This is a genomic window from Acinetobacter sp. 1124_18A (assembly GCF_052824995.1).
The window spans coordinates 29,285-45,769 of record NZ_VTDF01000003.1 but is presented as its reverse complement, the minus strand read 5'-3'; the positions used below and the strand labels follow the sequence as shown (position 1 = coordinate 45,769).

Annotated in this window: 22 protein-coding genes; 21 read left to right on the top strand and 1 reads right to left on the bottom strand. The window is 40.1% G+C overall.

The window, feature by feature from the left end:
- Window positions 1-13: 13 nt before the first annotated feature.
- From rplE to FY048_RS07750, 16 genes are all read left to right on the top strand, one after another.
- Window positions 14-550, top strand: coding sequence for a 50S ribosomal protein L5 (gene rplE, locus FY048_RS07825; protein WP_003653658.1), 537 nt, complete (start codon window positions 14-16; stop codon window positions 548-550).
- Between the two features lie 9 nt (window positions 551-559).
- A complete protein-coding gene (rpsN, locus tag FY048_RS07820) occupies window positions 560-865 on the top strand; it encodes a 30S ribosomal protein S14 (RefSeq protein ID WP_016140109.1) in 306 nt (101 codons plus the stop codon).
- An 11-nt stretch (window positions 866-876) separates the two neighbouring features.
- A complete protein-coding gene (gene rpsH / locus FY048_RS07815; protein ID WP_005038490.1) occupies window positions 877-1,272 on the top strand; it encodes a 30S ribosomal protein S8 in 396 nt (131 codons plus the stop codon).
- 13 nt (window positions 1,273-1,285) lie between these two features.
- Complete coding sequence (gene rplF, locus FY048_RS07810) at window positions 1,286-1,819, top strand: 50S ribosomal protein L6 (protein ID WP_003653655.1); 534 nt, start codon at window positions 1,286-1,288, stop codon at window positions 1,817-1,819.
- Window positions 1,820-1,833: 14 nt separating this feature from the next.
- Window positions 1,834-2,184, top strand: a complete 351-nt coding sequence (gene rplR, locus FY048_RS07805) for a 50S ribosomal protein L18 (RefSeq protein WP_003653654.1) — start codon at window positions 1,834-1,836, stop codon at window positions 2,182-2,184.
- A gap of 2 nt (window positions 2,185-2,186) precedes the next feature.
- Complete coding sequence (rpsE, locus tag FY048_RS07800) at window positions 2,187-2,684, top strand: 30S ribosomal protein S5 (RefSeq protein WP_003653653.1); 498 nt, start codon at window positions 2,187-2,189, stop codon at window positions 2,682-2,684.
- A 6-nt stretch (window positions 2,685-2,690) separates the two neighbouring features.
- A complete protein-coding gene (rpmD, locus tag FY048_RS07795) occupies window positions 2,691-2,867 on the top strand; it encodes a 50S ribosomal protein L30 (protein ID WP_003653652.1) in 177 nt (58 codons plus the stop codon).
- 3 nt (window positions 2,868-2,870) lie between these two features.
- A complete protein-coding gene (rplO, locus tag FY048_RS07790; protein ID WP_016140110.1) occupies window positions 2,871-3,311 on the top strand; it encodes a 50S ribosomal protein L15 in 441 nt (146 codons plus the stop codon).
- Window positions 3,312-3,356: 45 nt separating this feature from the next.
- Window positions 3,357-4,676 (top strand): preprotein translocase subunit SecY, encoded by a 1,320-nt coding sequence (gene secY / locus FY048_RS07785; RefSeq protein ID WP_171056864.1) that lies wholly within the window; start codon window positions 3,357-3,359, stop codon window positions 4,674-4,676.
- A 20-nt stretch (window positions 4,677-4,696) separates the two neighbouring features.
- Window positions 4,697-4,813, top strand: a complete 117-nt coding sequence (gene rpmJ / locus FY048_RS07780; protein WP_000867907.1) for a 50S ribosomal protein L36 — start codon at window positions 4,697-4,699, stop codon at window positions 4,811-4,813.
- Window positions 4,814-4,918: 105 nt separating this feature from the next.
- Window positions 4,919-5,275, top strand: a complete 357-nt coding sequence (gene rpsM, locus FY048_RS07775; protein ID WP_003653646.1) for a 30S ribosomal protein S13 — start codon at window positions 4,919-4,921, stop codon at window positions 5,273-5,275.
- A gap of 19 nt (window positions 5,276-5,294) precedes the next feature.
- Complete coding sequence (gene rpsK, locus FY048_RS07770) at window positions 5,295-5,681, top strand: 30S ribosomal protein S11 (RefSeq protein WP_001040166.1); 387 nt, start codon at window positions 5,295-5,297, stop codon at window positions 5,679-5,681.
- Between the two features lie 12 nt (window positions 5,682-5,693).
- Complete coding sequence (rpsD, locus tag FY048_RS07765) at window positions 5,694-6,320, top strand: 30S ribosomal protein S4 (RefSeq protein WP_005301294.1); 627 nt, start codon at window positions 5,694-5,696, stop codon at window positions 6,318-6,320.
- A 17-nt stretch (window positions 6,321-6,337) separates the two neighbouring features.
- Entirely contained in the window at window positions 6,338-7,345 is a 1,008-nt protein-coding gene (locus FY048_RS07760; RefSeq protein ID WP_003653641.1) for a DNA-directed RNA polymerase subunit alpha, read from the top strand.
- An 18-nt stretch (window positions 7,346-7,363) separates the two neighbouring features.
- Complete coding sequence (rplQ, locus tag FY048_RS07755; RefSeq protein WP_042895180.1) at window positions 7,364-7,741, top strand: 50S ribosomal protein L17; 378 nt, start codon at window positions 7,364-7,366, stop codon at window positions 7,739-7,741.
- 181 nt (window positions 7,742-7,922) lie between these two features.
- Complete coding sequence (locus tag FY048_RS07750; protein WP_446090756.1) at window positions 7,923-9,413, top strand: flavin-containing monooxygenase; 1,491 nt, start codon at window positions 7,923-7,925, stop codon at window positions 9,411-9,413.
- Between the two features lie 51 nt (window positions 9,414-9,464).
- Here the strand turns inward: FY048_RS07750 and FY048_RS07745 are convergent, their stop codons facing one another.
- The gene (locus FY048_RS07745; RefSeq protein ID WP_133971649.1) at window positions 9,465-10,637 is read right to left on the bottom strand and encodes an acyl-CoA dehydrogenase family protein; all 1,173 of its coding nucleotides are present in this window, start codon (window positions 10,635-10,637) and stop codon (window positions 9,465-9,467) included.
- Window positions 10,638-10,826: 189 nt separating this feature from the next.
- On the opposite strand from FY048_RS07745, the gene FY048_RS07740 reads away from it, so the two are divergent.
- From FY048_RS07740 to FY048_RS07720, 5 genes are all read left to right on the top strand, one after another.
- Window positions 10,827-11,084: an FAD assembly factor SdhE gene (locus FY048_RS07740; protein ID WP_016142980.1), complete on the top strand. Its 258-nt coding sequence runs from the start codon at window positions 10,827-10,829 to the stop codon at window positions 11,082-11,084.
- 6 nt (window positions 11,085-11,090) lie between these two features.
- Window positions 11,091-11,480 (top strand): hypothetical protein, encoded by a 390-nt coding sequence (locus FY048_RS07735; RefSeq protein WP_262473532.1) that lies wholly within the window; start codon window positions 11,091-11,093, stop codon window positions 11,478-11,480.
- Window positions 11,481-12,249: 769 nt separating this feature from the next.
- Window positions 12,250-13,338 carry a hypothetical protein gene (locus FY048_RS07730; RefSeq protein WP_281836253.1) on the top strand — a complete coding sequence of 363 codons (1,089 nt, stop codon included), beginning with the start codon at window positions 12,250-12,252 and terminating at the stop codon, window positions 13,336-13,338.
- Window positions 13,339-13,421: 83 nt separating this feature from the next.
- Complete coding sequence (gene rrtA, locus FY048_RS07725) at window positions 13,422-13,997, top strand: rhombosortase (protein WP_446090755.1); 576 nt, start codon at window positions 13,422-13,424, stop codon at window positions 13,995-13,997.
- Window positions 13,998-14,174: 177 nt separating this feature from the next.
- Window positions 14,175-16,370 carry a TRAP transporter large permease subunit gene (locus FY048_RS07720; RefSeq protein ID WP_446090754.1) on the top strand — a complete coding sequence of 732 codons (2,196 nt, stop codon included), beginning with the start codon at window positions 14,175-14,177 and terminating at the stop codon, window positions 16,368-16,370.
- Window positions 16,371-16,485: the final 115 nt, after the last annotated feature.

Here is a 16,485-nt window from a genome sequence, read left to right as displayed (position 1 = left end):
GGTTGAATAGGCGATGGCCAGACTTAAAGCACGTTACAATGATGAACTTAAAGCAAAGTTAAAAGAAGAACTTAGCGTTAAGAACGTGATGGAAATTCCACGCATCACAAAAATCACCCTAAACATGGGTGTAGGCGCAGCTGCAACTGATAAGAAATTATTAGATGGTGCTGTAGTCGACATGCAGTTAATTGCTGGTCAAAAACCAGTAATTACACTTGCTCGTAAATCTATCGCAGGTTTTAAAATCCGTGATGGATGGCCGATTGGTTGTAAAGTTACTTTACGTGGCGACCAAATGTACGAGTTCTTGGATCGTTTGATCTCAATCGCAATCCCTCGTATCCGTGACTTTCGTGGTTTCTCTTCGAAATCATTTGATGGTCGTGGTAACTACTCAATGGGTTTGAAAGAGCAAATCGTTTTCCCTGAAATCGATTTCGATAAGATTGATCGTATTCGTGGTATGGATATTACTATTACTACGACTGCTCGCACCGATGACGAAGGCCGTGCGCTTATGCGTGCATTCGGCTTCCCGTTCAAATAAGAGGTCGATATGGCTAAGAAAGGTATGATTAATCGCGAATTGAAACGCGAAAAAACAGTTGCGAAATACGCTGCAAAACGTGCTGAATTAAAAGCTACTATTGCAAACGTAAACGCAAGTGAAGAAGAGCGTTTCGAAGCGACGTTAAAGTTACAGGCATTGCCACGTAATGCATCTCCGGTGCGTCTTCGTAACCGTTGTGGTTTAACTGGTCGTCCTCATGGTTACTTCCGTAAGTTCGGTTTAAGCCGTAACAAACTACGTGAAACAGTAATGCAGGGTGATGTACCAGGCGTTGTTAAGGCAAGCTGGTAAGGAGCGACTAAATGAGTATGCAAGATACCGTTGCCGACATGCTAACACGTGTTCGTAACGCACAAATGGCTAAGAAACAAACTGTTTCTATGCCTTCTTCTAAGTTGAAAGTTGCAATTGCAAACGTTCTTCAACAAGAAGGTTATATTTCAAATGTAGAAGTTGCTCAAGAAGAGACAAAATCTACTTTGACAATTACTTTAAAATATTTCGAAGGCAAACCAGTTATCGAAGTGGTTAAGCGCGTAAGCCGTCCAGGTCTTCGCCAATACCGCGGTAAAGATAAACTTCCAAGCGTTAAGCAAGGTTTAGGTATTGCAATTGTTTCTACAAGCAAAGGCATCATGACTGATCGCGCTGCACGTGCTGCAGGCGTTGGTGGTGAAGTTATTGCTTTTGTTTCTTAATAGGTGATTCCTCATGTCTCGTGTGGCTAAAGCCCCAGTAACTGTACCGAATGGTGTAACAGTTACTCAGAACGGCCGGCAGGTCGAAGTGAAAGGCAGCAAAGGTACGTTGTCTTTCAACCTGCATGCGCTGGTCGAGCTAAAACAGGAAGAAGGTAAACTTCAACTTGCTCCAGTTAAAGAATCGAAAGATGCTTGGATGCAAGCTGGTACTGCTCGCGCTGTATTGAATAACCTTGTAAAAGGGGTTAGCGAAGGCTTTGAACGTAAGTTACAGCTAGTTGGTGTTGGTTATAAAGCTGCGGTTAAGGGTACTGTTGTAAACCTTAACCTTGGTTTTTCACACCCAATTGACTACGCTTTACCTGAAAGTGTAACAGCGGAAACTCCAACTGCAACTGAAATCATTTTGAAATCAGCAAACAAGCAGTTGTTAGGTCAAGTAGCGGCAGAAATCCGTGCGTATCGTTCTCCTGAACCATATAAAGGTAAAGGTGTTCGTTATTCGGATGAAGTCATTCTTCGTAAAGAAGCTAAGAAGAAATAAGGCGCGAGGTTCTTATGAACGAAAAGAAACAAACCCGTTTGCGTCGTGCGAAAAGCACACGCTTGCACATCCGTGCATTGGGTGCGACTCGTTTGTGTGTAAACCGCACTCCGCGTCACATCTATGCTCAAGTTATTTCAGCAGATGGTGGCAAAGTTTTAGCACAAGCTTCAACTTTGGATGCATCTTTACGTAGCGGTACTACAGGTAATGTAGATGCTGCTACTAAAGTAGGTGCTTTAATCGCAGAGCGCGCGAAAGCAGCTGGTGTAACTAAAGTTGCATTTGACCGTTCTGGTTTTAAATATCATGGTCGTATCAAAGCCTTGGCTGATGCTGCTCGTGAAAACGGCTTGGAGTTCTAATCATGGCTAAAGTTGAACAAAACGAAGGTCTTGTTGAAAAGCTGGTTGCCGTTGATCGTGTAGCCAAAGTTGTTAAGGGCGGTCGTATCTTCTCTTTCACAGCATTAACTGTTGTGGGTGATGGTAATGGTCGTGTTGGTTTTGGTCGTGGTAAAGCACGTGAAGTTCCAGCTGCTATTTCTAAAGCACTTGAAGCTGCACGTCGCAACATGATTACTGTAGACCTTGCTGGTACTACTTTACAACACCCTGTGAATGCTCGTCATGGTGCAAGCCGTGTATACATGCAACCTGCTTCTGAAGGTACTGGCGTAATCGCTGGTGGCGCAATGCGTGCTGTTCTAGAAGCTGCAGGCGTGCATAACGTACTTGCTAAATGTTATGGTTCTACTAATGCTGCAAACGTAGTAAACGCAACTTTCAAAGGTTTGCGTGATATGACTTCTCCTGAGAAAGTCGCTGCGAAACGTGGTAAATCAGTAGCAGAAATTCAAGGGTAATCAATCATGAAAACGATTAAAGTTACCCAGACTAAATCTTCTTCACATCGCTTGAAAAATCACAAGCTTTGCTTACAAGGTTTAGGTCTGCGTCGTATTGGTCATACTGTAGAAGTGCAAGATACGCCTTCTAACCGTGGTATGGTCAACAAAGTCTACTATATGGTTAGTGTAGAGGAATAAGCCATGACTCTGCGTTTAAATGAGCTTGCGCCTGCAGAAGGTGCAAAACGTGAAAACCGTCGTTTAGGCCGTGGTATCGGTTCTGGCGTTGGTAAGACCGGTGGCCGTGGTGTCAAAGGTCAGAAATCACGTAAAAGTGGTGGCGTTCGTCCAGGCTTTGAAGGCGGTCAAACTGCGATTTATCGTCGTTTACCTAAATTCGGTTTCACTAGCCAAATCGCTTTAAAAACTGCTGAAGTACGTTTATCTGAGTTAAACAAAGTTGAAGGCGACATCGTTAGCCTAGAGACTTTGAAAGCTGCGAATGTTGTTCGTCGTGACCAAATTCGTGCTCGTATCGTACTTTCTGGTGAAATCACTCGTGTATTCACTGTTCAAGGTGTTGCATTGACTAAAGGCGCTAAAGCTGCGATTGAAGCAGCTGGCGGCAAAGTCGAGGAGTAATCTCGAGTGTCTATGTCTCCTAGTTCTTCAGGTCATGTCAACATGATGAAAGGTCAGCCATTTCACGTGAAATATCGTGAAATTATTCGCCGGATGAGTTTTCTAATCGGTGCATTGCTGGTCTTTCGACTAGGAGCGCATATTCCAGTACCAGGCATTAATAATGCTGCGTTAGAAAATTTATTTCATGCGAACCAAGGAACTATTCTTGGGCTATTCAATATGTTTTCTGGCGGTGCTTTAGAGCGAATGTCTATTCTTGCTTTAGGAATTATGCCTTACATTTCTGCATCAATTATTGTGCAGTTAATGTCTACGGTAATTCCTTCACTAGAAGCCTTGAAAAAGGAAGGTGAGCAAGGTAAGCGTAAAATTAATCAATATACGCGTCAGGGTACATTATTGCTTGCAGTGGTTCAGGCAGTTGGTATGTGCGCAGGTTTGATTGGTCAGGGTATTACTCTGTCAGTTGGTCTTGAGTTTTATATACCAGCAGTTACATCACTTGTCGCTGGAACTATGTTCTTAATGTGGCTAGGTGAACAAATCACTGAAAGAGGTATTGGTAACGGTATCTCAATGATTATTTTTGCTGGTATTGTTTCTGGTTTGCCTAAATTAATTATGCAATCAGTTTCATCAGTAGATAATGGTCAGACAAGCTTAATTGGTCTTGTGATCTTTGGTCTTTTGTCTGTAGGTGTGTTGGCTGCGATCGTGTTTATTGAAAAAGCACAACGTCGCATTCCAGTAAACTATGCACAAAAGCAGCAAGGTCGTCGTATATTTACAGCACAGCAGACACATTTGCCATTGAAAATTAATATGGCTGGTGTGATTCCTGCGATTTTTGCAAGTTCTTTACTATTGTTCCCAGCGAGTCTTGGTCAATGGGTAGGAAGTGCAGATGCAAATGCTGGATTAATTAAGCGTAGCTTACAAGATTTAGCTCTAGTATTGTCGCCTGGACAGCCTTTGTATTTGGTGCTCTTTGGTGCGTTAATTATCTTTTTCTGTTACTTTTATACGGCTTTAGTATTTAGCCCTAAGGAAGTATCAGAAAATCTAAAACGCAGCGGAGCTTATGTGCCTGGTATTCGCCCAGGTGAGCAAACTGCTCGTTACTTAGATCATATTCTTAATCGTTTGACGTTTATTGGTGCGATTTATATTACGGTCATTTGTTTAATGCCAATGATTCTACAGAGTTCTTTTGGAATCCCATTCTCTTTGGGTGGTACATCATTACTAATCGTAGTTGTCGTTGTTATGGACTTTATGGCTCAGCTACAAGCGCACTTAACATCTCATCAATATGATAATCAAACATTAATGAGAAAAACGACTGCTCATCCTAAGGGATAAGCGCACTTAGAGGTTTCATCATGAAAGTACAAGCTTCTGTAAAGAAAATTTGTGGTAGCTGTAAAGTTATCCGTCGTAATGGGGTTATTCGCGTAATTTGTAGCGCAGAACCTCGTCATAAGCAGCGTCAAGGTTAATCTAATCAAGACCTGTTGATTTCAGTAGGCGAATTGGGTTAATATCCGCCCCTCAAGATTTTGTGGGGCGGTTGATTATCTCTACTGCCTTTTTGGAGAAAGTGAATGGCTCGTATTGCCGGTGTAAACATTCCGGATAACAAGCATGCTGTTATCTCCCTCACTTACATCTTTGGTGTCGGTCGCCATACTGCTAAGAATATCTTAACAGCAGTTGGTATTACTGAAACTACTAAGATCCGTGAGTTGGACGATGCTCAGCTTGATGCGATTCGTGCAGAAGTTGCTAAGGTTCCTACCGAAGGTGACTTACGTCGCGAAATTTCCATGAACATTAAACGTTTAATGGATTTGGGTTGCTATCGCGGCCTTCGCCATCGTCGCAGCTTGCCTGTCCGTGGTCAACGCACCAAAACTAACGCACGTACCCGTAAAGGTCCGCGCAAACCGATTAAAAAGTAAGATTTCTGGAAGCTAAAAGATGGCTAAAGATACTCGCACACGCAAGAAGGTCACCCGTACCGTCTCTGAAGGTGTTGCACACATTCACGCTTCTTTTAATAACACCATTGTTACGATTACTGATCGTCAAGGTAATGCATTGGCTTGGGCTACCTCTGGTGGACAAGGCTTCCGTGGTTCACGTAAATCAACTCCGTTTGCTGCTCAGGTAGCTGCTGAAGTTGCTGGTAAAGCAGCTTTAGATTACGGTTTGAAAAATCTGGATGTCCTTGTAAAAGGTCCTGGTCCAGGTCGTGAGTCTGCGGTTCGTGCATTAGGCGCAGTGGGTTATAAAATTAACAGCATTACCGATGTGACGCCAATTCCTCACAACGGTTGCCGTCCACCTAAAAAACGTCGCGTGTAAGGAGAAACATTCATGGCTCGTTATATTGGTCCAAAATGCAAACTCTCTCGCCGCGAAGGGACAGACCTGCAACTTAAATCTGGCGTTAAACCTTTTGACGTCAAAACTAAAAAAGCTAACAAAGCACCTGGTCAACATGGTCAGGCACGCGGTGGTAAGCAATCTGAGTATTCACTACAATTACGTGAAAAACAAAAAGTCCGTCGTATTTACGGTGTGTTAGAACGTCAATTTAGTAACTACTATAAAGAAGCAGCTCGTGTTAAAGGCGCAACAGGTGAGAACTTGTTGAAATTGCTTGAAAGCCGTCTTGATAACGTTGTTTATCGCATGGGTTTTGGTTCTACACGTGCAGAAGCTCGTCAGTTAGTAAGTCACCGTAGCATTACTTTGAATGGTCGTCGTGTAAACATCGCATCTATTCAAGTTAAAGCTGGTGATGTAATTGCGGTTCACGAAGGTGCTAAACAACAATTGCGTATTAAAAACGCGATTGAGTTAGCTGCACAACGTGGTATTCCAGCTTGGATCGATGTTGATCATTCTAAGCTTGAAGGTACGTTTAAAGCTGCACCAGATCGTGCTGATTTACCTGCTGAAATCAATGAAAGCTTGATTGTAGAATTGTATTCTAAATAATCCTTGAGGTAGCAATAATGACGCGTACTGCAAACGAGTTTCTAACTCCGCAAGCGATCAAGGTCGAAGCGGTTAGCGGGACCTCGGCAAAAGTGATTCTAGAACCTTTAGAGCGTGGTTTTGGCCATACTCTAGGTAATGCTTTACGTCGCATTCTATTGTCTTCTTTACCTGGCGCTGCTGTGGTTGAAGTTGAGATAGAAGGTGTCGAGCACGAGTACAGTACTTTAGAAGGCTTGCAGCAGGACATCGTCGAGCTCTTGCTGAACCTAAAAGGATTGTCTATTAAGCTGTTCGATCAAAATGAAGCATATTTAACATTAGAGAAACAAGGTCCTGGCGAAATTACTGCTGCTGATCTTCGTTTACCTCATAATGTTGAAGTGGTTAATCCAGAACATCTAATAGGTACTTTGAGTGCTTCAGGCTCATTAAAAATGCGCTTGAAGGTTGCTCAAGGTCGTGGTTATGAAACATCTGATTCTCGTTTCCCTGAAGGTGAAACACGTCCTGTTGGTCGTTTGCAATTAGATGCTTCTTATAGCCCGATTAAGCGTGTTTCTTACACCGTTGAAAATGCGCGTGTAGAACAACGTACCGATTTAGATAAACTGGTAATCGATCTCGAGACAAATGGAACGGTTGATCCTGAAGAAGCAATCCGCAAAGCGGCAACAATCTTGCAACAACAAATTGCAATTTTTGTTGATCTTCAGAAAGACCAAACTCCAGTTGCTCAAGAGCCTCGTGAAGAAGTTGACCCAATCTTGCTTCGCCCAGTAGATGATCTAGAGCTTACTGTTCGTTCTGCTAACTGTTTGAAAGCAGAAAATATTTACTACATTGGTGATCTTGTTCAACGTACTGAAGTTGAGTTGTTAAAAACTCCTAACCTTGGTAAAAAATCGTTAACAGAGATCAAAGATGTTTTGGCATCGAAAGGCTTACAACTCGGTATGCGTCTTGAAAACTGGCCACCAGCTAGTCTTCGTATGGACGACCGTTTTGCCTATCGTAGCCGTTAATTAAGTAGGACTATCACCATGCGTCATCGTAATAGTGGTGTGAAATTAGGCCGTACAAGCAGCCATCGTAAAGCGATGTTCCAAAACTTGGCTAATTCTTTATTTGAACACGAGTTGATTAAAACAACTGTGCCTAAAGCTAAAGAATTACGTCGTGTTGCTGAGCCTTTAATCACTCTAGCAAAAAACGATACTGTAGCAAATCGTCGTTTAGCATTTGCTCGTACTCGTAATGCTGCAACTGTAGGTAAATTATTTACCGTACTCGGCCCTCGTTACAAAGAACGTAACGGCGGTTATCTACGTGTTCTTAAAGCGGGCTTCCGTGCTGGTGATGCAGCGCCGATGGCTTACGTTGAGCTTGTAGATCGTGAAGTGAAAACTTCAGCTGAATAATTGATTTTATTCAAAAAAGACCGGTTTTATACCGGTCTTTTTTATTTCTGCTAATTAAATAAATTATAAAAATGTCCTCAACTGACATAAAAAAACGGATAAACGGTCAAACTTGACATTGTGTATTGTCAAAATTGTGCTTTAATAAACTTATATTCTCAACAATGGGTATAAAAATAAAATGGAAAAGCAAGTTGATATTTTAATCATTGGCGCAGGTATTTCAGGAATAGGAATCGCTGCTCATCTATCAAAAAATTCTCCACAACGCCAATTTGAAATTTTAGAGCGTCGTGAATCTTTTGGTGGAACATGGGATCTTTTCCGTTATCCAGGCATTCGTTCAGACTCAGATATGTCCACATTTGGTTTTAATTTTAAACCATGGTGTAAAGCGAATGTATTAGCTGATGGTGCTTCTATTAAAGGATATTTGGGCGAAGTAATTGATGAATATAAATTAAAAGAAAAAATTCACTTTGGTCATCGTGTACTTTCTGCTAATTATGATTCTGAATCAAAGAAATGGCAGGTTGTAATTGAAGATGGGAAGAAAAAACAACAAACTTGGATTGCTAACTTTGTTGTAGGGTGTACTGGTTATTATAACTATGATCAGGGATATGCGCCTTCTTTCCCAAATCAAGAAGCATTTAAAGGGCAACTCATTCACCCACAGCATTGGCCTGAGAATTTAGATTACACAGGTAAAAAAGTCGTTATTATTGGTAGTGGCGCAACTGCCATTACTTTAGTACCAGCGATGGCGAAAGGTGGAGCGGGGCATGTAACTATGTTGCAGCGCTCACCAACATATATTGCTAGTGTACCGTCTATCGACTTCATCTATGAAAAAACGCGTAAATTTATGTCTGAAGAGGCAGCTTATAAATTTACCCGTGCACGTAATATTGGTATGCAGCGCGCTATTTATGCATTATCACAGAAACATCCAAAGACTGTGCGTCGTTTACTCTTAAAAGCAATTGAAATGCAGTTAAAGGGTAAAGTTGATATGAAGCATTTTACTCCTTCATATAATCCTTGGGATCAACGTTTATGTGTGGTACCTGATGGTGATTTATTTAAGATTTTGCGTGAAGGTAAAGCTAGTGTAGAAACAGATCAAGTTGAGAAATTTACCGAAAAAGGTATTTTACTTAAATCTGGTAAACATCTTGATGCGGATATCGTGATTTCTGCAACTGGTTTACAAGTTCAGATTATGGGCGGCGTTCAAGCTACTATTGATGGGAAAGCAGTTAATTCATCTGAGCATATGCTTTATAACGGTGTGATGTTAAGTGATGTACCAAACATGGCTATGATTATTGGTTATGTAAATGCATCTTGGACCCTTAAAGTTGATATCGCTGCAGAATATATCTGTCGCTTGTTAAATTATATGGATAAAAATCACTATGATGAAGTGATCCCATCTGGTGATAAAACTGAAATGGAAGAAGATACTGTAATGGGTAAATTGTCTTCAGGTTATATTAGCCGTGCGGCACATGAACTTCCAAAACAGGGTAAGCATGCTCCATGGCAAGTCACTAATAACTATTTAGAAGACAAAAAATCGCTAAAAAATTCAAAATTTGAAGATGGTGTTCTACATTTTCATAAACGTTCAGAAACTAATGAGCGTAAACCAAAACTAGTATCTTAATAAATATTAGATAAATAAAAGGGGCGTAATGCCCCTTTTATAATGAAGCTATTAAAGTGTTCTAGAAATTAATTCTTTCATAATTTCATTGGTACCTGCATAAATTCGATTTGCTCGATGATCTATGTAGGCACGTGCAATTGGATATTCAAGCATGTAACCATAGCCCCCATGTAATTGAAGGCACTCATCTACAATTTTTGAGAACATATCTGAAATTTTATATTTAGCAGCTGCCGCAGCTTCTACACTTAATTTTTCTTCAAGTTGTAATTCCATACAACGATCTAAATAAGTACGGCAGAAATCTATTTCTGTTCTCAGTTCAGCAAGTTTAAAGCGTGTATTTTGAAATGCACCAATATGTTTACCAAATGCTTTACGGTCTTTCGTGTATTGAACCGTATGTGCAAATGCCGCTTCAGCTCCTGCCTGACAAATAATAGCCACTAGCATTCGTTCCCAAGCTAACTCTTTCATGAGCATAATAAAGCCCATGCCTTCCATACCTAAAAGATTTTCTTTAGGGACACGAACGTTATCGAAAAATAATTCGCAGGTATCTTGGCCCTTCATTCCAATTTTATTAAGAGGCTTACCTTTGCTAAAGCCTGCGCGGTCTGCTTCAACAATAATGAGCGATAAGTTTGCTGAACCTTTGTCGTTATTGCCAGTTTTACAAACCACTACGACCATGTCACATAAATAGCCATTAGTAATGAAAATCTTTGAACCATTAATTACATAATCGTCACCATCAAGTACGGCTGTAGTTCTTACTGCTTGTAGATCAGAACCAGTGCCAGGCTCAGTCATCGCAATAGCTGTGACCACTTCTCCTGTGGCCATTTTCGGTAACCACTTTTGTTTTTGTTCTTCATTACCAAAGTTGTTCACGTAATTGGCAACAATATCTGAATGCAAAGAAAAGCCAGTACTAGAGTCCATCGCATAAGCTTGTTCTTCAATTAAGATCATGCTGTACAAGCGGTCTACTCCAGAACCACCATATTGCTCAGGCATTGTGGTACACAGTAAACCTAAGTCTCCGGCCTTATTCCAAAGGTCACGATCAACATGTTGCTGTTTTTCATATTTTTCAATATTCGGAACAACTTCTTTTTCATAGAATTTACGCACTGTTTCGCGAAAAGCCTCATGCTCTTCATTAAATAGTTGTCTTGGTAACATATTTGGAATGGGACGAATAGCGCCAGATTGCATTTGTATTTCTTCCTTGGTTTAGGCGTGATGTTATGAGTCTAAACATACGTAAGCATTCCTTGCGTAACAATGTGATGAATGCTCAATTATGAGCACAAGATGATAAATTTGGTCAATTTGATATTTTTAGCGATCTTTGGAATGTGATCAGGTAAACTAAGCGCACTATCAATGTAGGTGGGGAAATAAATGTCTGACGAAATGACCTTGGAAGAACGTAAAGTAATTTATCGAGCACGCCGCGGCTTAAAAGAAATTGACGTCTATTTTGACCCTTATGTAAAAAACTATTATCTAAAAGCAGATCCGGCAGAGAAGGCTTTATTTGCAGAATTAGTTGAACAAGAAGATCCGGATTTATTAGATTGGTTCATGGAAGTTTCTGAACCTCCACGCACAGAATTACGTGAATTTATTTATAAATTAAAACAGTATGTACATGGCTAAACTGTTTTGATAAAAGAATTGAATTTTGAGCTGAAATATAGTCGTTTCTCGATAATATTTCAGCTTTTTATTGGCTTGAGTTTAGCAATCCTACTTTATCAATTGTTATCACCAATTTGGTGGTTGATTGCTCTCATTCTTTTGTCTATTAGTTTTCTATTTTTTTTGAAAAAATCACGAATTTCTCAAATTGCATATTTAGACCAAAAATCGTGGTCAGTTGCATACTCTTCGCAAAAGATGATTTCCCGTGTAGAAATCACTAAAATAATTAATTATCAGTTATTTATGGTTATTTATTTTGAGGGGGCCCCTATGAAAGTAGCCATTATTTGGTTTGATCAACTTCCTTTGCAGCATTGGAAAAAATTAAAAGTATTACAGAAAGTTTATTAATTGTTAGACAATTCTACATTTGTATATTTATATAAAATTTATTAAAAACAAAAACTTAATTAATATATTTTTTCTTGAATTTTAGATTGTCTAGTTAAAAGTTAGAAAAAAGACAGAGAAAGATGATTGTCTGACAATTTCAACGATGAGTCTTTATTCCATCGGTTAAAGTACAAACACCAACGTAAAGTGTGTCGGAGGTCTCAAAATGGAGATGCCAACATGGTCGTTCTTGGTCATTGCCATCATTTTGGCAGTGGTGATCGGAAGAGCAGGAACTTTACTCAGGGAACATCTTAGCAAAGTTAATTTTAACAAAGTTAAGAGACAGAGGATGCAAGGTCGTCGATCAGTCAATTATTAAATTGGTTAGTCGATTAATTTCATCAAGTGTCCAGTTTATAACTGGGTGCGATTGTAGTAAGGAGGTCTCTCATGGAGATTTCAATGTGGATGTTTCTGTTAATTGCAGTGCTTATGGCTGTGGTAGTAGGAAGAGCAGGAACTTTACTTAAGGATTATCTAGAACAAAAATAATATAAGCCGTTAAAAGCTTATCTCAGTTAATAAGTAGCATGTGCTGAACCGTCGCAATGCTACTTTTTTTTGCCTAAAATTTCTGTTTTCTGAAAAAACTGTCAATTTTATCTACTGTGAAGTATGTCAAAGTATAAGCGCTACAATTAGAGTAATTACTCTTTTATTCAAGATATGCATCTGCTAATGTACATCTGAAAAGGAAAAAACAAATTACATAGAGGACAGGAAGATGTCTAAAGTCCAAAAAATAAGCCAAGGTTTGGCGGTAAGTTTGCTTGCAGCTTCAGTTTTATCAGGTTGTTCATACGTCGTGAAAACCGGAGCAAATGTTGCTTTAGGTTTTACGGAAAAGCACGTCGTTCCGCCTATTCTAGCAATGCAAGATGCTGAAATGGTTTGTAATACGGGTAGTGCATTAACGCCTGCAATCATGTCTACTAAAGGTATGGGTGCAGATCCAACGCGTGTTGCTGTATTAATGTATGCCGCATCAGGTGTATGTGCAGAGAACCAGGCGTTAGAACAGGAATTACGTTATTTACGTGCATCAAAAGCAGGTCAAGTAACCGAAGCTCAAGATGCGCGTATTGCACAGAAACGTTGGGCAGCAATTGCTGCTGAGCGTCAATATACGGGCTATAAGTTGTTCGCTGACCGTTGGGAATCTAAATATAAATATCATTTAGGTGATTCTTGCCCAACTATGCGTAGTGATACTGATCAAACTGTTTATTTACTTGGAATGATTAGTGGCCTTCAGGCTGTAACCAATGACATTAACTCTGGTGGTGCAGTCAATGTTCCAAAAGATATTGCTGCTATTGTAGAGCGTGGCATGGTCTGTCTAGATAATGAAAAATTCTGGGGCGCACCTAATGCAACACGTGCTGTGATCTGGACTTTATTACCAGGGGCAGATGAAGGGAAACCTGACCCATATCAAACGTTAAAACAATCAGTGCAAATTGGTGAACAAAAAGGTGTTCGCTTGTCTCATGCTTTGTATGCGGTCGCTGCCCAAGCAAGTGGTGATGATGCAAAAATCCGTGATGCATTAAGATCATATGCGGCATCTCAAGCTGATGATAAGCCTGTCAATCCGAACTTTAAGTTAATCGATAGTATGGCTGGTCTGATTGTACGCGGTATTTCTGACCGTTATTGGACTGAGCATACCGGTGTGCGTACTGGAGATGATGGTATGTCTCATTTTTGGGATGATAAGAATGAAGGTGCAGCAGAGTTAGATGAATTATTTGATGGAGGGGCCGCATCTGAAGCTCCAGCAGACTCATCTGCTCCACAAGCAGCGCAATAAAAATATTTGAAAGGTTAACTTCTTGCGAGCCTGTTGTTCAGTTTTACAATGGAAGCAAGAAGTTTAATTTCAAGGAGTGTGCCATGAAGGATCATGTACTGAATCATAAAGTGCTTTTGGTCGCAGTGTGCATTTCTGTGTCTGCTTGTCTACAAGTATTTCCTGATACTTTTATTTATTGGCGAGAGAGTTTACTCGGTGAATTCTGGCGTCTATGGACTGCACATTGGGTACACGTTGGGTGGATTCATTTCCTTTTAAATATGATGGCATTCGCCTGTTTACCGTTCATCTTCCCGCATACCAAAGCGTGGCATCTTTTAAGTCTACTTTTTCTTTTGCCACCGTTCATTAGTCTGGTGTTCTATTTTTATTTACCTTATATCGAAGCGTATGCAGGGCTGTCTGGTGTGTTACATGGGCTCTATACGGCAGTTGCTTTAGTTTACTTGCAATATCGTAAAGAACGGAATTTTGCTTTTCTGGTTTTAGGATTAATTATTGCAAAACTGATATGGGAAAATACCTTTGGGCAAACAGGAACAGCCCAGTTAATAGGAAGCCCAGTTTTAACTGAAGCTCACTTATATGGAGCAATTGGTGGCGCAATCTTTGGGGGCTGCTATTGGCTTGCTCAAAGATTAAAAAAGAAATATTGACAATACAAACTGTTAAAAAAGTGATTTTAGTCATTCTTTATTAATAAAGTTTGATGCAAATTTGATCGTTGAATAAAGGGATTGGTAGAAGGGGGATGGAATTAACCCCTGACCAAGAAAATTGCATGACTCAAGCTCCTGTTTTCAGGTTTTTGAGAGAACAAAATTGGAATATTTATGCAAGGACATCAAGAAAAAAGATCTGGATTAGGTCTGCTGGGTTATATATGGAACGAATGGATCTCAACATTCGTCATCCTCACTCTACTATTAATGACTCTAATCATTGGTACCGGGGAAATGATCCACGGGCAATTATTACGTATCGGGGAACGTCTTTATGGTGATCCTGCGATAGGCATGCAATATTCATTTTTGCGTGCTGAACCTGAAAAGCCAACTTGTGATCGACATCCAAATATCGATGCTCAAGTAAAAGAACAAATGAAAGCCAATGCATCTGATGATTTTTCGAGTTTCTTTGGTGCAGCATCGGAAAGTGATGTCCGTGCATCACTACTCGCTGCGCAGCAACAATGTGACGAGAAATATCAGGCATATGACAAGACAATTAAATATATTGAAGCTAACCCTGGAGTGCGTACTTACCGTGCCATCGAGACAGGTTTCTTTGGTATTTTTAAATTTGGTACAGAAAATCGCGCAATTTTACTGATTTTTATGGTTCTAATTTCGGCGATTACAGCATCGTTAAAATTTCACCATATTGGCTTACGTAATCCAGCAACAAAAATAGATTACAAAGTCTATTCCATCTTTATGGTGGTTGCTAATGCTCTACTCAGTTTCTCTGTCATTAGCCAGTATCGTTCAGTTATCAATTCTGGGGTAACACCTACCTATGAAACAGTAACTATTTACTGGATATGGATGATTCTGTTTGTTGTTCTGACTTTAATTAGTCTTTATCAACTCTTTGTTTCACCGCCAGCAAAACGTGAAGGCGGAAATATTGGCTTAGCACTACTATGTGTGCCTTTATATGCTTATATGGGTTTGATTACGGGCATAGTATTTACATTCTTTATGGATTATCCAATGGGGCAAGGGATTTACCTTGGTTTATTGGTTGAGTTCTCAGGTATTTTCTTAAACCTTGCCTTGTTTATTTGGGCAGGTATGCTTTTAACTCAAACACGCGTTATGGACTTGTTCCTTAATGTGCTTCGTCCATGGAATTTGGCACCAGAAACCTTAACATGGTTAATTCTAATTGCAGCTGCGGTACCAACGGCTTATACAGGCGCGTCAGGTATTTTCGTTATTGCAGCAGGTGCAATTATTTATAAAGAAGTTTGGAATGCGGGTGCTCGCCGTCAATATGCGTTGGCTGTATCTGCAATGTCAGGTTCTTTAGGTGTCGTAGTACGTCCATGTCTATTGGTCGTTTTAATTGCAATGCTTGATAGCCGTCATGTAACGTCCGATGAGCTGTTCGGTCATGGCGTATATGTATTTTGGTTAACAGCATTTATTTTCTTGGGTGTTTCATTACTCTTGGCTGAAGAAAAATTCCGTGTGAATTCACCAAAAGTAGCGATTCCAGGCATGATGCGTGCATTTATACCTGTAATTCCATACATTTTGATTACTGTTGTTGTTCTTGCGATCTATAAATATGCGCTAGACACAGGAATGAATGAATTTACTGCACCAGTAATTTTGCCATTAGTCCTGATTGCAATGATCTTGTATGACAAAATGGTGGCGCCAAAAGAAGCTCCTGCAATCAATATTCATGAAGCAATTGTTCGTGAACATGAACAAAAATCACCATTCTTGCAGTCACATGATCCGCATAGTTCTCAATTCCGTCTTGGTTTTGGTGGAGCACTTCGTTTTGCAACCTCAGAAACAGTCGGCCATATTGGTGCACTAATTATCTTGATGGCATTGTCTGCAAGTGTAGGTGGTTTAATTGAACGTTCCGAAGTGGTTGAATTATTGCCAACTCATTTAGGCAGTATCTATATATCACTGGCATGTATTGCACTATTGCTTGCCATTATTGGTATGTGTACAGATCCATTTGGTGCTGTAATTTTAGTTGCTGCAACCATTGCGCCTGTGGCATACGAAAATGGTATTCATCCAATTCACTTCTGGATGATTGTGTTGGTTGCATTCGAGTTTGGTTATGTAACGCCGCCAGTAGCCTTGAACCATCTACTCACGCGGTTGTCCGTCGGAGATGATGAAGTTAATGCAGCGGATGCTGAAGCGAAAGAGAAATATACAAGCTTCTACTTCCGTTATGAGCGCTGGTTACTACCAATTATTGTCTTGTTCTCATCATTGGTATTGGTTACTTATGTACCGTATGTGTTCAAGTTATTCGATTGGTATAAATAACTTAAATTAAAGCATCTGTTATACAAAAAAGCCCTCCTAAATGGAGGGCTTTTTTAGTAGTAGAGTTCAGTAAATTTTGGAAAAAAGATGACTAGAATTATTTTAATTAAAATAA

Bases quoted from the DNA above. Each gene is read 5' to 3' on its own strand.
- rrtA (WP_446090755.1), top strand. From the start codon at position 13,422: ATGAAGGATCATGTACTGAATCATAAAGTGCTTTTGGTCGCAGTGTGC.
- rpmD (WP_003653652.1), top strand. From the start codon at position 2,691: ATGAAAACGATTAAAGTTACCCAGACTAAATCTTCTTCACATCGCTTG.
- rpsD (WP_005301294.1), top strand. From the start codon at position 5,694: ATGGCTCGTTATATTGGTCCAAAATGCAAACTCTCTCGCCGCGAAGGG.
- rpsM (WP_003653646.1), top strand. From the start codon at position 4,919: ATGGCTCGTATTGCCGGTGTAAACATTCCGGATAACAAGCATGCTGTT.
- FY048_RS07740 (WP_016142980.1), top strand. From the start codon at position 10,827: ATGTCTGACGAAATGACCTTGGAAGAACGTAAAGTAATTTATCGAGCA.
- rpsE (WP_003653653.1), top strand. From the start codon at position 2,187: ATGGCTAAAGTTGAACAAAACGAAGGTCTTGTTGAAAAGCTGGTTGCC.
- rplO (WP_016140110.1), top strand. From the start codon at position 2,871: ATGACTCTGCGTTTAAATGAGCTTGCGCCTGCAGAAGGTGCAAAACGT.
- FY048_RS07720 (WP_446090754.1), top strand. From the start codon at position 14,175: ATGCAAGGACATCAAGAAAAAAGATCTGGATTAGGTCTGCTGGGTTAT.
- rpmJ (WP_000867907.1), top strand. From the start codon at position 4,697: ATGAAAGTACAAGCTTCTGTAAAGAAAATTTGTGGTAGCTGTAAAGTT.
- rplE (WP_003653658.1), top strand. From the start codon at position 14: ATGGCCAGACTTAAAGCACGTTACAATGATGAACTTAAAGCAAAGTTA.
- rplQ (WP_042895180.1), top strand. From the start codon at position 7,364: ATGCGTCATCGTAATAGTGGTGTGAAATTAGGCCGTACAAGCAGCCAT.
- rplF (WP_003653655.1), top strand. From the start codon at position 1,286: ATGTCTCGTGTGGCTAAAGCCCCAGTAACTGTACCGAATGGTGTAACA.
- FY048_RS07730 (WP_281836253.1), top strand. From the start codon at position 12,250: ATGTCTAAAGTCCAAAAAATAAGCCAAGGTTTGGCGGTAAGTTTGCTT.
- rpsN (WP_016140109.1), top strand. From the start codon at position 560: ATGGCTAAGAAAGGTATGATTAATCGCGAATTGAAACGCGAAAAAACA.
- rplR (WP_003653654.1), top strand. From the start codon at position 1,834: ATGAACGAAAAGAAACAAACCCGTTTGCGTCGTGCGAAAAGCACACGC.
- FY048_RS07750 (WP_446090756.1), top strand. From the start codon at position 7,923: ATGGAAAAGCAAGTTGATATTTTAATCATTGGCGCAGGTATTTCAGGA.
- rpsK (WP_001040166.1), top strand. From the start codon at position 5,295: ATGGCTAAAGATACTCGCACACGCAAGAAGGTCACCCGTACCGTCTCT.
- rpsH (WP_005038490.1), top strand. From the start codon at position 877: ATGAGTATGCAAGATACCGTTGCCGACATGCTAACACGTGTTCGTAAC.
- secY (WP_171056864.1), top strand. From the start codon at position 3,357: ATGAAAGGTCAGCCATTTCACGTGAAATATCGTGAAATTATTCGCCGG.
- FY048_RS07745 (WP_133971649.1), bottom strand. From the start codon at position 10,637: ATGCAATCTGGCGCTATTCGTCCCATTCCAAATATGTTACCAAGACAA.
- FY048_RS07760 (WP_003653641.1), top strand. From the start codon at position 6,338: ATGACGCGTACTGCAAACGAGTTTCTAACTCCGCAAGCGATCAAGGTC.